The sequence below is a fragment of the Prauserella sp. PE36 genome, assembly GCF_003311655.1.
Lineage (GTDB): Bacteria > Actinomycetota > Actinomycetes > Mycobacteriales > Pseudonocardiaceae > Prauserella_A > Prauserella_A endophytica.
This window is the reverse complement of record NZ_QEQT01000065.1, coordinates 15472-29794: the sequence shown is the minus strand read 5'-3', so window position 1 is coordinate 29794 and position 14323 is coordinate 15472. Positions and strand designations below refer to the sequence as shown.

Below are 14323 nucleotides of genomic sequence, written 5' to 3'. Positions count from 1 at the left end.
TGCGCCGCTGTGTTGCCGACGGCCGAGCGCTGCGGCTCATTGCTTCCGATGCAGTTCGGCGGAAGCTGGAGACGATGGGCCTTGCTTCGACGTTCCCCCTGGATTCGCCCGTGTCACTCGGAGGGTTCGGGACAGCGGGAGATCCCGCGGCTGACGTCCTCGCACGAGACCCTCGCCCAGACGGTCTTGCCAGCCTCGTGCGTGCGGACACCCCAGTCCTCGGAGAGCTTGTCCACCAGGATCAGGCCACGGCCCCGCAGGTCCCCGAGCCGTGACCGGCCCACAACGGGTTGGTGTTCGACCACGCCGTCGTCGACTTCGATGAGCACCCAGCACGGCACGCGGTTGCGCCGTAGCCGTAGCTGGCTGGAACCGTCGGCATGGTCGTAGGCGTTGGTGAGCAGTTCGGTGCACACCAGCAACACCGCATTCAGATGATCTTCCGCGAGGTCGTTCAACGCTGAGCCGGCCCATTGCCGAACCTGCACCAGCAGCGGCACCTCGACGGAGCCGGGCAGGTCCAGGGTCAGCGGTTCGGGGGCGTCCTCGACACTCATCGGCATCTCCTCCGCAGGCAACGTGCGCCCTGTCTGCTCAAGGCGCACGCCGCTCGCTGGTACCCCCTCCCACGTGGGTCTAAGCGTGGGTGGCCGGTAGGCAGTCGGACACTATGGAGACGGTCACGACTCGTGCTGCGCCCGACGAGCGGCGAACAGCTCACGGAGATTGCTCGGGGCCGGTCGCGGCGGCCCGAAGCCGGGCGATCTCCTGGTGCTGGGCGGCCAGCCGCGACAGCGCCAGGGTGCGAAACGCCGCCAGATCGGTGTTCTCCTGTTCCACAGCACAGCAATTCGGCCTCGACGACCTCGCGCCCTGACGGATCGGCGTCTTAGTCGGCGCGGGTTCAGAGCTGGTCGGGCTGGTCTACCAGGTCAGGGGCTTGTGAGCGCCAAGGTGATGTCGCCCCCCGAGGCGCCCACCACGGTGACTCGGTGCGCCACGCGGGCCAGGAAGTCGCGGAAGCTGCGACAGCCGTAGTTGCGCTCGTCGAACGCCGGGTCCAGGGACGCGGACGGCAACCACCAGTCCAGCGGCGTGGAACGCGATGTGCCCTGGGTCGCGATCACGCCCGTGGTCAACGCGATCCGTGTCCTGGAACGCATGGTCCCCGACGGAAGCCTGCTGTTCGACGGCCGTGCCCATGATCTGCGCTACCACCGGCCCGGCACCGGGTCGCTGAAACCTGCGGCCATCCGGCACCGGATCGAGGACTTCGTGGCCTGGGCGAACACCGAGGCCCTCACCCATCACCTGCCGGGCGAGGCGATTCCCGCCGACCCGCACGGCAAGATCGGCACCGCCCGGTTCCGCCGGTCGCTGGCCTGGCACGTCGCTCGCCGCCCGAACGGCCTGGTCGCCCTGGCCATCCAGTACGGCCACCTGCGCACCGCCGTCTCCGGCGCCTACGCCTCGCGCGGACGCGGCGGCATCCACGAACTGCTGGACATGGAGACCGTCCGCGCGGTCGCCGACACCGTCGCCGATCTGCACGACGATCTGGACAGCGGTGGTGGGGTCTCCGGTCCCGCCGCCCGACGCGCCATCACGGCCGCCGCGACGGCACCGCGCTTCGTCGGCACCGTAATCACCGCCCGCACCGCCCGGCGCCTGCTGACCAACGAGGACGCCATCATCTACGACAACCCGCACGCCCTCCTGCTCTGCCACTACAAACGCGAACAGGCACTGTGCCATCGCAAGGGTCACCGCGACGGTGTCAAGGATGGTGTCAAGGACACCCCCAGCCTGGACCGCTGCGTCCCCGGTTGCGGCAACATCGTCCGCACCGACCAACACGCCATCCAGCTCCGCCGCCGAGCCGACGCCCTGGACAAGCGCGCCGCCCTCGCACCGCATCCCGTCGCCGAACGCCTGCGGGCCAACGCCAGAAGGCTCCGCGACTACGCGGCCACGCACGACCGGACCCGCATGATGGCGGAGAACCCCGCCGAATGAGCCCCTCACCCGACGAACGCGACCGGATCCGCGCCGCAATGGACCGCATCCTTGGCGGTAAAGCGGAGAACTCCAATGGTGCCCTGACGATCGTCGCTCTCGCCCAGGAGGCCGGTGTTCCCCGCAACGCGCTCACCCAACGTCACACCGATCTCAGGGCCGAGTTCTACACGCGGGTCCGCGAGAACGGCGGCCCCTCCGAGGTTGAAGACCGGCTGCGCCAGACCATCGTCCGGCTCAAGAACACGATCGCCAACAAGAACACCGAGCTTGAGCAGTTCCGCGAGGACGTGTCCTCGCTGGTTCGCGCCATCAACGTGCTCACACTGGAAAACCAGCAGCTTCGTGAGGCCAACACGCAGGACGAGCCGGCCGTTGTACCGCTCCGGCCCCGACGCCCAACCACGACGGGATAGGTGACGCACTGAAACGCAAGCCACGGCCGGCGCGGCTTGCGACGTGACAACAGCTGGTCCGGCCGTCGTAGACCCGTACGCTGCGGGCGCTTCGACGATCGATGGGCATGTGGGCTCGATTCAGGTGAGGGGAAGCCCGAGCAGTGCGGCGGTGGCGCCGAGGCCGGCGCAGACGGCCAGGGTGCGCAGCATCGGCCAGCGGAGCGCGAACACCAGGACGAAGGCGATCGCGGTGATCGCGGCGGGCACGGAACGGAAGCTGGCAAGTTCGGGCAGGTTCAGCTGTAGCGGGCCGAATCGGTGGGCCTCGCTGGTGGTGAAGAGGGTGTGGAGGGCGAAGTAGAGGGCGAGGTTGGCGATCACTCCGACGACAGCGGCGGTGATGCCGGTCAGCGCGGTGGAGATGGCGCGGTTGTGGCGGAGGCGTTCGACGTAGGGGGCGCCGAGCAGGATGAACAGGAAGCAGGGCACGAAGGTGACCCAGGTGGTCAGCAGCGCCCCGAGCACCCCGGCCACCCATGGGTCGAGGCCACCGGGGTGGTGGTAGGCGCCGAGGAAGGCCACGAACTGCACGACCATGATCAGCGGGCCGGGGGTGGACTCGGCGAGCGCGAGTCCGCGCACCATGTCTTGGGCGGAGAGCCAGCCGTAGACCTCGACCGCGCGCTGGGCGACGAAAGCGAGCACGGCGTAGGCGCCGCCGAAGGTGACCACGGCGGTGCCGGAGAAGAACAGCCCCTGCGTGGTGAGCGTGCTGCCCACGCCGGTGAACACCGCCACGGCGGCGATCGGGGCGGCCCAGAGCAGCAGACCGACACCGAGCACGGTCAGGCCGCGCCGCGCCGAGGGCGGTTCGTGGTGCAAGGTGTCATCGGCGATCAACGGTGCTGGTCCGTCGGCGGCGCCGTTGGTGGGCGGGGGTTTGATCGTGCTGGGCGCGAACCGGCCAAGTGCCCAGCCGATGGCCGCTGCGGCGGCGATGACGATCGGGAATGGGACCGCGAACACCGCCAGCGCGATGAACCCGGCGGCGGCGATCGCCACGAGCGCCGGGTGGTGCAGGGCGCGTTTGCCGACACGGGCGACGGCTTGAGCGACGATCGCGACCACGGCGGGGGCGAGCCCGGCGAAGATCGCGGTCACCAGAGTGGTGTCGCCGAACGCGACGTAGATGGCCGATAGGGCGAGCAGGGCGAGCATGCCGGGCAGGACGAATAGGGTGCCGGCGATGATCCCGCCGCGGCGGCCGTTGAGCAGCCATCCCACATAGATCGCCAGTTGTTGGGCCTCCGGGCCGGGTAGCAGCATGCAGTAGTTCAGTGCGTGCAGGAAGCGTTGGTGGCCGATCCAGCGTTTCTCCTCGACCAGGGTGCGTTGCATGACGGCGATCTGGCCGGCGGGGCCGCCGAAGGTCTGCAGCGAGATCAGAAACCACGCCCAGGTCGCGGTACGCAGTGGGATCACGTCCAGGCTCGCAGGCTCCGACGATGGTGGGTGTCGTTCCTCGTTCTTCTCCACCGTGCTATGTAACCACGGTTGCAATTGGCTGTGGGGAGTGTCACTCACCGCCGCACACCTACGGCCGTGACCTGCTCGCATTCCACGTAAGTGCGGCGGTGGGTGTGCTCGGTTAGTGGGGTTCGGGGAGTGAGATGAGGCGGTGGGCGTGGTCGAACAGGGCGTGTTCGGCGAGTCGGGCGGTGGTGAGTGCGGCGAGGGCGGTGGCGGCGAGCAGCATGTACATGACCAGATCTGGTAGCGGATGGCGGTGAGCGGGTCGACGCCGGCGAGGATGAGTCCGGTCATAGCGCCGGGCAGGCTGATCAGGCCGACGACCTTGGTGGAGTCGATCGCGGGCAGCAGCGCGGAGCGTTGGTGGTGGTGGTGAGCAGCACCGGGCTGTTGCGCGACCAGGCCGACCCGGCGCCGCAGTGCCAGCACATCGAGCTCGGTGAGCGGGGTGCCGTTGAGCAGGATCTGGCCGGTGCTGGGGTCCTCCAGCCGGTTGAGCAGGCGCAGCAGGGTGGACTTGCCGGCGCCGCTGGGACCGACCACCGCCGTGCACGCTCCGGCCGGGAGACGGGCGCAGACTCCGTCGAGCAGTCGGGTTGGGCCGCGGGTCACCGTGACCCGGTCCAGCAGAAAACCGGGCACGGTGCTCATCCGGTTGCGGCGGCCGGGGCGTCCGGAACGGTGGCGTCGGGACGGTTGGCGGCGGGGAGGGTGAGGATGACGGTGGTGCCGCCGTCGGGATGGTTGGCGGCAGTCGCGGCACCGCCGTTGCGGCGGGCCAGCGCGGCGACCAGGGCCAGGCCCAGTCCGGTGCCGCCGCCGGTGCGGGCGTCGTCGGCGCGGGTGAAGCGGTCGAACGCGTGCGGCAGGAACTCGGGGGCGATGCCGGAGCCGTGGTCACGCACCCGGATGCTCACCCCAAGCTCGGTGTCGGGCGGGCTGGCCGTGATGATGACGGGTGGCTGCCCGTGCCGGACGGCGTTGTCGATCAGGTTGCTCACCGCCCGGTCGAGATCGCCGGGATCGGCGCGCACCGTGAGCTCCGGTGCGCAGTCCAGGAGCACTTGGTGCTCGTCGAGGGTGCTGCGGTAGCGGGCGATCACTGACTCCAGCACGGGCCGCACCAGGGTGGGCTCGCCGGGCCGGGCCGGCGGACCGGCCTGGTCGGTGCGGGCGAGCAGGAGGAGGTCCTGGGCCAGGCGGGACAGTCGTTCGGTTTCCTCCAATGCCGAGCCCAGCGCGGCGGTCAGTTCCCGTGTGGTGCGGGGTCGGCGCGCCGCGAGTTCGAGTTCGGTGGTCAGCAGGCTGAGCGGGGTGCGGAGCTCGTGGCTGGCGTCGGCGACGAACTGCCGTTCCCGCTCGACAGCGGCGTGCAGGCGGTCGAGCAGATCGTTGAACGTGGTGCCCAGCCGGGAGATTTCGTCGCGAGCCGACGGCACGGGTAGACGCTGCGTGGGGTGTGCGGCGGTGATGGTGGCGGCGCGGGCGCGCATCCGTTCCACCGGGCGCAGTGCGGCGGCGGCCAGCAGGTAGGCCCCGACCGCGGCGGCGAGCAGCGCCAGCGGCAGGCCGACCGCCAGTTCTTGGCGTAGGTCGGCCACCGCGGCGTCGCGGTCGGCGAGGGTCACCGCGGCCACGGCGATCCGGCCGTCCGCACCGGTGGGGGCGGCGGCGATACGCACCGGCCCGTCCAGCTGTCCGGCGGTGGCGTGATCGACCACGAGCTCGCCGCGCCGCGCGGTCGCCAGCTCCGCTGGAGTCAGCAGGGGCTGGTCGGCCACGTCCGGGGAGCTGGCGATGATCTGGCCTGCGTCGTCGAGGACCTGCTCGCCGGTGTCCCGGCCGCCGCTGGACAGCACTGGTGCGGCGGTGGTGGCGATCGGTTGGAGGTCGCGCAGCCGGTGCTCCAACGATTCGCTGATCGAGGCGTCGAGCGATTCGCGGGTGTGCGTCACGGTCACGATCCCGACCCCACACAGCACCAGCGCCATCATCACCGTGAACGCGGCGGTGAGCCGGATCCGGATCGGCCACCGCCGGATCATCGCGCCCCCACCTCGACCCGTGGTCGCCCGCCATCCGGGCGGAGCCGGTACCCGGCGCCGCGCACGGTCTCCAGCGAGACCACCGCGAACGGCCGGTCGATCTTGTCCCGCAGCGCGCGGATGTGCACCTCGACGACGTTGGAGCGCGACTCGTAGGCGAAGTCCCAGCAGTGCTCCAGCAGCAGCTCGCGGGTGAGCACCACGCCGGGCTGGCGCAGAAACATCTCCAGCAGCGCGTACTCCTTGGCCGTCACCGCGATCTCGGTCTCGCCGCGCCAGCACCGCCGGCTGGCCGGGTCGATCCGCAGATCCCTCGCCGCCAGCACGGTGGGGCGGGCGACCGGGCCGCGGCGGGTCAACGCCCGCAACCGAGCAAACAGCTCCGCCAGGTGAAACGGCTTGGTCAGATAGTCGTCCGCGCCGCCGTCCAGGCCGCTGATCCGATCGGTCACCGCGTCACGGGCAGTGAGCATCAGCACCGGCACCCACACCTGCTGGCGGCGCAGTCGCCGGCACACCTCAAACCCCGACAGCCGGGGCAGCATCACGTCCAGCACCACCGCGTCGTAGTCGCGGCTGACCGCCGCCCCGAACCCGTCGGCCCCGTCCGCGGCGACATCCACGGCGTAGCCCTCCTCGACCAGGCCACGGCGCAGCAGGCCCGCCATCTTCGGCTCGTCCTCCACCACCAGTACCCGCACCATCCATCACCTCTCTTCAGGCGCCACCCCCGAGCACCCTGCACAGGCGCCCCTTCACGGGCACGGTGCCACCACATCCGGGTGACCGCCGTCGTGTCTTCATCACGGCTTCATCTCCACCGACTACCCATACCCATGCAACCACCTCATGCAACCACGGTTACAGGAGCGTGGAGAATGGAGAAGGCATGAACCGCAAGACGAAGATCGGGATCGGGATCGCCGCCGGAGTGCTCGTCCTCACTGGTGGGGGCGTGGGCCTGGCCTCCGCGATGTCCGGCGACGGCGACGAGGTCAGCGGCCCCGCGGCCGACCAGGCACGAGCCGCGGCCGTGCAGACGGTGCCCGGCGGGAAGGCCGGCGCTGTCGAGACCGAGACCGACGAGGGTGCCGCCGCCTACGGCGTCACCGTCACCAAGCCCGACGGCTCCACCGTCGAGGTCCACCTCGACAGCACCTTCCACGTCGTGGGCACCGAGGCTCCCGGCCAGGACCACGACGCCGACGGTGACGAGGGCTGACCGCGTACCACCGACCACGATCTACACCGACCACGATCGAGTTCGAGGAGGGCAAGGACATGCCGTTCACCCCCGCCCGCGCGGCCCGCGTGGTGTTGCCGCTGGCCGCGCTGCTGCTGGTCCCGCTCGCCGGCTGTGGCACCGACACCACCCCCGCCAGCGACACCGCTGCCGACGCCGAGCATCGGCGCCACCAGCCGATCCCCACCACCGAGGCGGACTGGAAGCCGGTCACCGACACCCTGGGCCGCACCGGGAAGTTCGGCGACAACAACACCGTCTACCGCATCGGCCTGCCCCGCACCGACCTGCAGGTCACCTCCGGCGGCGTCGAGATCAAACCCGGGCTGTCGCTGGGCGGCTACGCCGCCTTCGCGAAGTACCGCGACGGCGTCATGCTCATGGGCGACCTGGTGGTCACCGAGGCCGAACTGCCCAAGGTCACCGACGCACTCCAATCCCACGGCATCGCGCAGACCGCGCTGCACAAACACCTGCTGCAGCAAACACCGCCGGTCTGGTGGACCCACATCCACGCCATGAGCAACGACCCCGCCGCACTCACCAAAGGCGTGAAAGCCGCACTGGACGCCACCGCCATCCCAGCCCCTGCGCCACCCGGTCCGCAGCCGCCGATCGACCTGGACACCGCCGGCTCGACCAGGCCCTGGGCCGCAAGGGCACCGCCGACGGCGGCATCTACAAGTTCAGCATCGCCCGCAAGGAGACCATCACCGACGACGGGCATGTCCTCCCGCCCACGTTCGGGGTGACCACCGCGATCAACTTCCAGCCACTCGGCGGCGGACGGGCCGCGATCAACGGTGACTTCGTGATGACCGCACCCGAGGTCCAGAAGGTGATCCAGGCGCTGCGTAAAGGCGGGATCAACCTGGTCGAAGTGCACAACCACAGCCTCACCGAACAACCCCGCCTGTTCTACATGCACTTCTGGGCCGTCGACGACGGCGTCACCCTCGCCAAAGCCCTCCGCCCCGCGCTGGACGCCACCAACCTGCAACCCCCAAGCTGACACGATGGCAGCGGCCGTCCCCCGCTACCCGACGGGCTCGTATCGTCCGCAGCACGGGACGGCCGTGCCCTGGCAGGGCCACAACGACACGATGAACCTTCGCGACCTGGTCGCCCGCTGCGGCGCGCGACCGACGCCCACCAAGATCAAGCCCGCCGGGTGAACCCTCACCATGACAACAGGCACACCAACGGGAAGGAACACAGGATGCGGCCACGCACCGTTTTGGACTGGATCGCTTTCGTGCTACTGCTGATCGGCGCGTTCGCCTGGGCGGCGTTCGTCACCGACATCAACGTGCTGGATCGGGCACTGGAACCCATCGCCGATCCGCTCGACGACATCGTGTTCGTGCTGATCGGACTCGCGGGCCTGTACTGGATCGGCCGCGTCGTCGTCGGAGACCGAACACATCAGTGAGCAACTCCACCGATCCAGCGCACGAGCGACTATCGACGGGATCGGCAGCGCAGAAGCGGGCCGGGCAGCGGGCAGGGCAGTGGGTGTTGCTGTCCTACCGCATGCCCCGCGAGCCGTCTACCCCGCGGATCACGGTCTGGCGCAAACTCAAACGCCTCGGTGTCGCCCAACTCGGCGACGGGCTGGTCGCGCTGCCCGCCGACGCCCGCACCCGCGAACACCTCGACTGGATCGCCGAGGAGATCCTCGCCGCCGGCGGCACCGCCGACGTGTGGCTGGCCCAACCAACCAGTCTGGGACAGGAACGCGGCCTGGCCCAGACCATGGCCGCCGCCCGCGCCGCCGAGTACCGCGCTGTGCTCACCGAAGCCGAACAGGCTCGCTCGCTGCGCGAGGCCGAGCGCCGCCGCGCCCTGCGCACCCTGCGCGCCGAGCTGCGGCGTATCCACCGCCGCGACTACTTCCCCCCACCCGAACGCGACACTGCGCAGGCCGCTGTGGACGCCCTGCACCCCGACCTCCACACCGAGGAGACCGCATGAAGTGGGCCACCCGCGAACACATCCACATCGACCGCGCCGCCTGCGCCTGGCTCATCCGCCGATGCATCGACCCGGACGCCGCCTTCGTGTTCGTCACCGACCCCGCCGACGTCCCAGCAGACGCCACCCCGTTCGACATGCGCGGCGTCGACCTCGGCCACCACGGCGACGACTGCAGCTTCGAAACCATCCTGCGCCGCCACGACCTCACCGACCCCGTGCTCTGGCGCATCGCCGAAATCATCCACGAAGCCGACCTCGACGACGAACGCTACGACGCCCCCGAAGCCCCCGGCCTCGACGCCATCCTCCGCGGCCTATCCATGATCGGCGACGACCAGCACACCCTCACCATCACCAAACCCATCTTCGACGGCCTCTACGAGTACTACCACCGCGCTCAGATGCTCGGCCGCGAACCCGCATGACCGCAGGGAACATCCGCCGCGCCACCCTCGGCATCCTGGCCGCCCTGCTCTGTGCAAGCCTGCTCGGCACCGATCACCCCGCGACAGCGACCCCCTCATCAGCGGTGCCCTTGCTGGAAGAAGCCACCCCACCAGCGAATGCCGTCCTCACCGAACCGGTCGACTGGGTGTACCTGACCTTCGACCGACTGATCAACACGTTCAGCATCCGGGTCACCGGCCCCAACGGCCACGACGTCGCCCGCGACAACGCCATCGTCAAGCACGACATGATCTCCCAGCCACTGCACACACTCACCCAGCCGGGCACCTACCGCGTCACCTGGCAGGTCATCGACCTCGACGGCCACCAGGCCAGCGGATCACACAGCTTCACCATCACCCCCGGCGTCACCACGACCCCCGAAAACACTGCCACCACACCAGCCACCACCCCCCACTCAGTACCGCCGACAGCGCCACCAGCCACCAACCAGTCCACGATCACCACGCCGCTGGCCGCCACGATCGCACTCAGCCTCCTGGCAGGACTAACTCTGCTCACCATGCGTCGCCGTCGACGCGTCCGTGCATCACGTGCGCAGCGGCCAGACCGGACATGACGACAACCGCTGTCACGAGACGTTCGGTCGGCATAGCTCCCGTAGTCCTGGCCTACCAGCGCGAAAGCCAATGCGGTGTCAGATTCCAACAACACCAGAGCCATCGACTCACCGCCAGCCTGGCCGTGAGAAGCTCAACAAGCTGACTTGACAGGGAACCGCAACGGGGCGACCAGCCGTCCTCCAGGTGCGAGCTGCTTCCACCACTGGGCGGGGATGTCCCACGGTGAGACCGTGGCGATCATGCGGTCGTACGGGGCGTGGTCGGGGTAGCCGAGCCCGCCGTCGCCAGTGATCACGTGCACGTCGCCCTAGCCGGCGGCGGCCAGCGCTTGTGAGGCTTTCGCGGTCACGTCCGGGTCGACGTCGATGGTGGTCACCAGGTCCGCGCGGCCGGTCAACTGGGCGAGCAGGCTGGCGTTGTAACCGGTCCCCGCTCCGATCTCCAGGATGCGGTTGCCCGGCTGGACGTCGAGTTGGTCGAGCATCGCGGCTACTAGCCAAGGTGCCGACGCGCAGGACAACGACCGGCCGTCCTCGAACCGGTGGGTGACCACCGCCTGCCACGGGTCGTAAGCGACCGCCAGGTCGGCGTCCGGCACGAACTCGTGCCGCGGTGTGTCGCGCAAAACCCGCTCGACGTCGCTGTGCTTTGCGTGCCCGGCCTTCTGGATCCTCTCGACCATTGCCGCACGTAGCGCTTCCGGCGAAGTAGTGGTGGTGTGCATCGTTCCTTCGTATCAACGATCGTCGGGTTGGCGGGCATCGTTAGTGATCGACACGGGCTGTTTCTCGGGCCGAGGAAGCAAACCCGTTGTGGTGCAACGGCTTCACTAGGACCCGCGCTACGGGTTCGCTGGAGCGTTGACGTTGCAGGACATCGTCTTCACGCTGCGTGCCATGGCCTCTTCGGCGCAGGCTAGTGCTGTCGTGAGGTCTGCCAGCAGTGTGGCCGGGAGCGTGCCGCTGCCGAGCGCGCACGCTTCGACCGAATCGGACAACTCGCGCGCTTGGGAGTCGGTGAGCAGCTCGCGGCAACCATTGTGGGCGAGTACATCGCGAGCGACGTATCCGTCTCGTGTCGCGGCGGCGTAGTCGATCAGATCAACGGCGATCTGGTGCACGGGTGGATCGTCAACGGTGCCGATGGCGTCGATGAAGGACAACCCGAGCCGTGTGTGGAAGACCGCCAAGCCGGGCGCGGAGGTGTCGAGTCGGTGGTACTGGTTCAGGAGCGTGGGCAGATCGGCGACGCCCGAGGCGCCGTGGCACTGGATGGTCAGGCAGGCGGTCACGGCGTTCTCCCAAGGGTCTCCTGGTGTTGTGTCGGCCAAGAGGGTGAGGGCGCTGTCGGTGTCCCCGGATACGGCGTGGGCGATGACCGCGATCTGGCGACCGTCAAGCATCCGTCGCCCGACGCCCTTGTACGCGTCGAGCCGGGCGCGTGCCTCCGCCCAGCGGCCGGCTGCGGCCAGAGCGCGGCCACCGGTGGCCAGCAGGACTGCCCACAGCCAGCTGCGGATGTGCTGGTGCGTCTCGGCGGAGTCGGTGAGGTCGGCCGGGATCTCGATGCCGTCGACGATGGCGTCAGTTCGGGCGGAGACCGCGGTGAACAGGGTGTCGATCAGCGCGAAGGCGCGCTCGCCCTGACCCTCGCGGATGTAGAGGCGGGCGAGGTTGGTGATCGGTTCGAGAGCGAGGCGGGCTACCTGCGCGCCCAAGGGGCGGGCGCGCAGGTAGATGTTCACCTGCTGGTGGCACCACCGCCGGGCCAGTTCGGGCAGGCCGCAGTCGGAGGCGATGAGCGCCGCGTTGTTGTGCACGGCGGCGGCTTCGGCGAGCTCGCCGCTGTGCTCGACTTGGCGTGCTCGGTCGCACAGCTCGGCCACCCGCCGGGCCAGCGGGAGGCAGGCCGGGCGGGTTCGGGCAACGAGGGGGAAGCGGCGGGCGAACTGGCCGGCGGGGTCCACGGGCGTCACTCCCAGGTGACGGTCATGGGCTTGGTGGGGCGGTCCAGGACCACGAAGCCGGGGTTGGTGTCCGGCTGGGGCGCGGTGTCGGGAATGGCGAATCGGACGGTGCTGGCGCGGAAGCCCTGGTCCCAAGTCGAGATCTCGACCGAGACCTGCTCGGCGAGTTCCTGCGCGTTGGGGCCGTGGCCGATGACGCCGACCTCGTAGCGTCGGCCGCCGTCCGGATCGGGGTCCGCGGCGCGGATGGTGAGGTAGGCGAGGCTGCCGTCGGCGGCGGTGGTGGCCATCGCCACCGAGGGGAACATCGGCCGCACAAGGCCGCTTTCCTTCGCAGCGGGAGCGACCTCCATGCGCATCAGCGGGTTGGGCAGGTGGCAAGCCAGCCAGAGATCCAGCCATTCGAAGGATTCCATCGGGACGAAGTGCACGCCGGTCCACACTTCGCAGGCAGGGCTGTCGAAGACGCCGGTCAGGGTGTCCGGGTCGGTGGCGTGGTTGTTGTCCTTATGGATTTGCAGCGTCACCTCCCCGGTGCCGGTGAGGTCCAGAACGCGGCGAGCGTCGTCGCCAAGGCCACGCAGCGGCATGAAGATCGCCATCTCGCTGCCCAGGCTGCGCCAGCCGTCCTGGTCGCGTTCGAAGACGATGCTGCGAGAGGCACAACCACGCAGGCGCACCGGAGCTACCAGACGTCCGCCGGGTGTGAGCTGGTCGAGCCAGGCAGCCGGGACCTCGTGGGCACCGACGGTAGCGATGACGCGGTCGAAAGGCGCAGTTTCTGGGTGGCCGAGTGCGCCGTCGGCGGCGACCGCCTCGACGTTGTCGATGCTGGCTGCGGCCAGGTGCTCGCGTGCTCCGGCGACGAGGTCCTCGTCGATGTCGATCGTGGTGACATGCCCGTCGGCGCCGGTGAGGGTGGCCATCAGGGCGGCGTTGTAGCCGGTGGCCGCGCCGAGTTCGAGCAGCCGTTCGCCGGGCTGGATGCCGAGCTGTTCGAGCATCATGGCGACGATCTTGGGCTGGGACGCGGCGCTGATTCGGGTGCCGTCGCCCTCGTGTTTGGTGTAGACGGGCTCGTCGGCGTACGCCTCGACCAGGGGGACGTCGGGCAGGAACAGGTGTCGGGGCACCTGCCGGAACGCGGCCTCCACAGCGTCGGTGCGGACGGTGCCGTCCTTGACGAGGCGGTCGGCGAGCTTGGTACGCAGCTCGTCGGCGGAGCCGGTGGAAGCGTCACTGACGGTGGTTGTCATTGCGGGAACCCTAACGGTGTTGGAGGTGGTCCCGGCTGGTGCCTGCCGGGTAGGCGTGCTGTAAAAAACGGTGTCGACGGCCAGCGCGGCGAGGGTGGCCTGGTCGGTGCCGGAGAGACCGGCGCGGTTGGCGTGGAAGATGAAGTGGTGCGCCAGGACGGCGCGCAGGCCCCGCTCGAGGTGTCCGGCGCGAGCGAGTTCGGCGAGTTGGCGGCCGGCCGTGTCGAACGCTGTCCACCAGGTCTCGGGAACCACGTCGGGGGCGACGTCGGCGACCTTGTGCGTGTTGGTGGTCATCAGTCGGCGCACGGCTTGGCTCAACCGCTCGGTGTGCGGAGAGTTGTTGGAGTGGGGTTGGGCGGTGGGCCGGAGCGCAGCCACCTTGTCCCAGACGTCGCCCTGCTCGAACCAGTCCAGCCCGGCGGCGCGCAGCATCGAGCTGAACAGCAGGACGGTGGTCTCTCTCTGACCCAAGGCAGCGGGTTTCGTGGCACGGGCGAGGCAGTGGCGACTGTCGTGGTGAAACAGCGAGTGCGCGATGTCCATCGCGGCGGGTCCACCGAAGGCAAGGGTTTCGGGTTCGTAGATGCCGCGAGTCCAGCGCGCGAGATGCCCATCGGCCTCCAGGTCGGACAGCAGCGTGTCGACCGCTTTCGTCTCGGGGTTGACCGGTTGGTAACGCAGCCGCCAGGCGGGTGTCTTGCGCAGGTGCCACCACGTGTCGAGTTCGCCGTCCTGTTGGGCCTGGTCGAGAGCGGGTACGAGCAGGGTCGCGGCGGTGTGCTCGGCCGTGGTCGGGTCGGCGAACTCGACCAGGTAGTGGTGCCAGCTGTCCGGCAGCATCAGCGCGGAATCTCCTCT

At 69.5% G+C, this 14323-nt stretch carries 18 protein-coding genes and 1 pseudogene; 10 read left to right on the top strand and 9 right to left on the bottom strand.

Annotated elements, in window-relative coordinates; translation table 11 throughout:
- Window positions 1-113: 113 nt before the first annotated feature.
- From DI005_RS18145 to DI005_RS18140, 3 genes are all read right to left on the bottom strand, one after another.
- The gene (locus tag DI005_RS18145) at window positions 114-557 is read right to left on the bottom strand and encodes an ATP-binding protein (protein WP_342741757.1); all 444 of its coding nucleotides are present in this window, start codon (window positions 555-557) and stop codon (window positions 114-116) included.
- Between the two features lie 160 nt (window positions 558-717).
- Window positions 718-840: a hypothetical protein gene (locus DI005_RS39470; protein ID WP_255565718.1), complete on the bottom strand. Its 123-nt coding sequence runs from the start codon at window positions 838-840 to the stop codon at window positions 718-720.
- A gap of 92 nt (window positions 841-932) precedes the next feature.
- A complete protein-coding gene (locus tag DI005_RS18140; protein ID WP_113642914.1) occupies window positions 933-1163 on the bottom strand; it encodes an OST-HTH/LOTUS domain-containing protein in 231 nt (76 codons plus the stop codon).
- Here DI005_RS18140 and DI005_RS38235 point away from each other — a divergent pair.
- Together DI005_RS38235 and DI005_RS18130 are read left to right on the top strand one after the other, a co-directional pair.
- Window positions 1162-2016: a hypothetical protein gene (locus DI005_RS38235; RefSeq protein WP_113642913.1), complete on the top strand. Its 855-nt coding sequence runs from the start codon at window positions 1162-1164 to the stop codon at window positions 2014-2016. The genes DI005_RS18140 and DI005_RS38235 overlap by 2 nt on opposite strands.
- Window positions 2013-2432 (top strand): hypothetical protein, encoded by a 420-nt coding sequence (locus tag DI005_RS18130; RefSeq protein WP_177242876.1) that lies wholly within the window; start codon window positions 2013-2015, stop codon window positions 2430-2432. The genes DI005_RS38235 and DI005_RS18130 overlap by 4 nt, the downstream gene beginning before the upstream one ends.
- A gap of 120 nt (window positions 2433-2552) precedes the next feature.
- On the opposite strand, the gene DI005_RS18125 is transcribed toward DI005_RS18130, so the two are convergent.
- Genes DI005_RS18125 through DI005_RS18105 form a run of 3 tightly spaced genes read right to left on the bottom strand, consistent with a single transcriptional unit; the run spans window position 2553 to window position 6690 of the window.
- Entirely contained in the window at window positions 2553-4595 is a 2043-nt protein-coding gene (locus tag DI005_RS18125; protein ID WP_091679546.1) for an ABC transporter permease, read from the bottom strand.
- Entirely contained in the window at window positions 4592-5989 is a 1398-nt protein-coding gene (locus tag DI005_RS18110) for a cell wall metabolism sensor histidine kinase WalK (protein ID WP_091679549.1), read from the bottom strand. The genes DI005_RS18125 and DI005_RS18110 overlap by 4 nt, the downstream gene beginning before the upstream one ends.
- A complete protein-coding gene (locus DI005_RS18105) occupies window positions 5986-6690 on the bottom strand; it encodes a response regulator transcription factor (protein WP_199542961.1) in 705 nt (234 codons plus the stop codon). Before DI005_RS18105 ends, DI005_RS18110 begins: the two co-directional genes overlap by 4 nt.
- Before the next feature lie 188 nt (window positions 6691-6878).
- Between DI005_RS18105 and DI005_RS18100 the strand changes: the two genes are divergently transcribed.
- Genes DI005_RS18100 through DI005_RS18075 form a run of 8 tightly spaced genes read left to right on the top strand, consistent with a single transcriptional unit; the run spans window position 6879 to window position 10236 of the window.
- A complete protein-coding gene (locus DI005_RS18100) occupies window positions 6879-7211 on the top strand; it encodes a PepSY domain-containing protein (RefSeq protein ID WP_113642912.1) in 333 nt (110 codons plus the stop codon).
- 59 nt (window positions 7212-7270) lie between these two features.
- Window positions 7271-7984 carry a DUF1259 domain-containing protein gene (locus DI005_RS39000; protein WP_233520185.1) on the top strand — a complete coding sequence of 238 codons (714 nt, stop codon included), beginning with the start codon at window positions 7271-7273 and terminating at the stop codon, window positions 7982-7984.
- Window positions 7879-8244 (top strand): DUF1259 domain-containing protein, encoded by a 366-nt coding sequence (locus tag DI005_RS38615; protein ID WP_233520191.1) that lies wholly within the window; start codon window positions 7879-7881, stop codon window positions 8242-8244. Before DI005_RS39000 ends, DI005_RS38615 begins: the two co-directional genes overlap by 106 nt.
- 4 nt (window positions 8245-8248) lie before the next feature.
- Entirely contained in the window at window positions 8249-8407 is a 159-nt protein-coding gene (locus DI005_RS38230; RefSeq protein WP_158559835.1) for a hypothetical protein, read from the top strand.
- A gap of 44 nt (window positions 8408-8451) precedes the next feature.
- Window positions 8452-8664, top strand: coding sequence for a DUF378 domain-containing protein (locus DI005_RS18090; RefSeq protein ID WP_091679556.1), 213 nt, complete (start codon window positions 8452-8454; stop codon window positions 8662-8664).
- Window positions 8661-9206 (top strand): Chromate resistance protein ChrB, encoded by a 546-nt coding sequence (locus tag DI005_RS18085; RefSeq protein WP_233520184.1) that lies wholly within the window; start codon window positions 8661-8663, stop codon window positions 9204-9206. Before DI005_RS18090 ends, DI005_RS18085 begins: the two co-directional genes overlap by 4 nt.
- Window positions 9203-9634: a chromate resistance protein ChrB domain-containing protein gene (locus tag DI005_RS18080; RefSeq protein WP_113642911.1), complete on the top strand. Its 432-nt coding sequence runs from the start codon at window positions 9203-9205 to the stop codon at window positions 9632-9634. The genes DI005_RS18085 and DI005_RS18080 overlap by 4 nt, the downstream gene beginning before the upstream one ends.
- A complete protein-coding gene (locus tag DI005_RS18075; protein ID WP_113642910.1) occupies window positions 9631-10236 on the top strand; it encodes a copper resistance CopC family protein in 606 nt (201 codons plus the stop codon). Before DI005_RS18080 ends, DI005_RS18075 begins: the two co-directional genes overlap by 4 nt.
- Window positions 10237-10370: 134 nt before the next feature.
- Here DI005_RS18075 and DI005_RS38605 read toward each other — a convergent pair.
- The 3 genes and pseudogenes from DI005_RS38605 to fxlM all read right to left on the bottom strand — a co-directional run bounded on the left by DI005_RS38605 (window position 10371) and on the right by fxlM (window position 14305).
- Window positions 10371-10922: pseudogene (locus DI005_RS38605) on the bottom strand (methyltransferase domain-containing protein).
- 159 nt (window positions 10923-11081) lie between these two features.
- Window positions 11082-11984 (bottom strand): hypothetical protein, encoded by a 903-nt coding sequence (locus DI005_RS18065; protein WP_233520183.1) that lies wholly within the window; start codon window positions 11982-11984, stop codon window positions 11082-11084.
- A 227-nt stretch (window positions 11985-12211) separates the two neighbouring features.
- Window positions 12212-14305 carry a methyltransferase, FxLD system gene (gene fxlM, locus DI005_RS18060; protein WP_091679559.1) on the bottom strand — a complete coding sequence of 698 codons (2094 nt, stop codon included), beginning with the start codon at window positions 14303-14305 and terminating at the stop codon, window positions 12212-12214.
- Window positions 14306-14323: the final 18 nt, after the last annotated feature.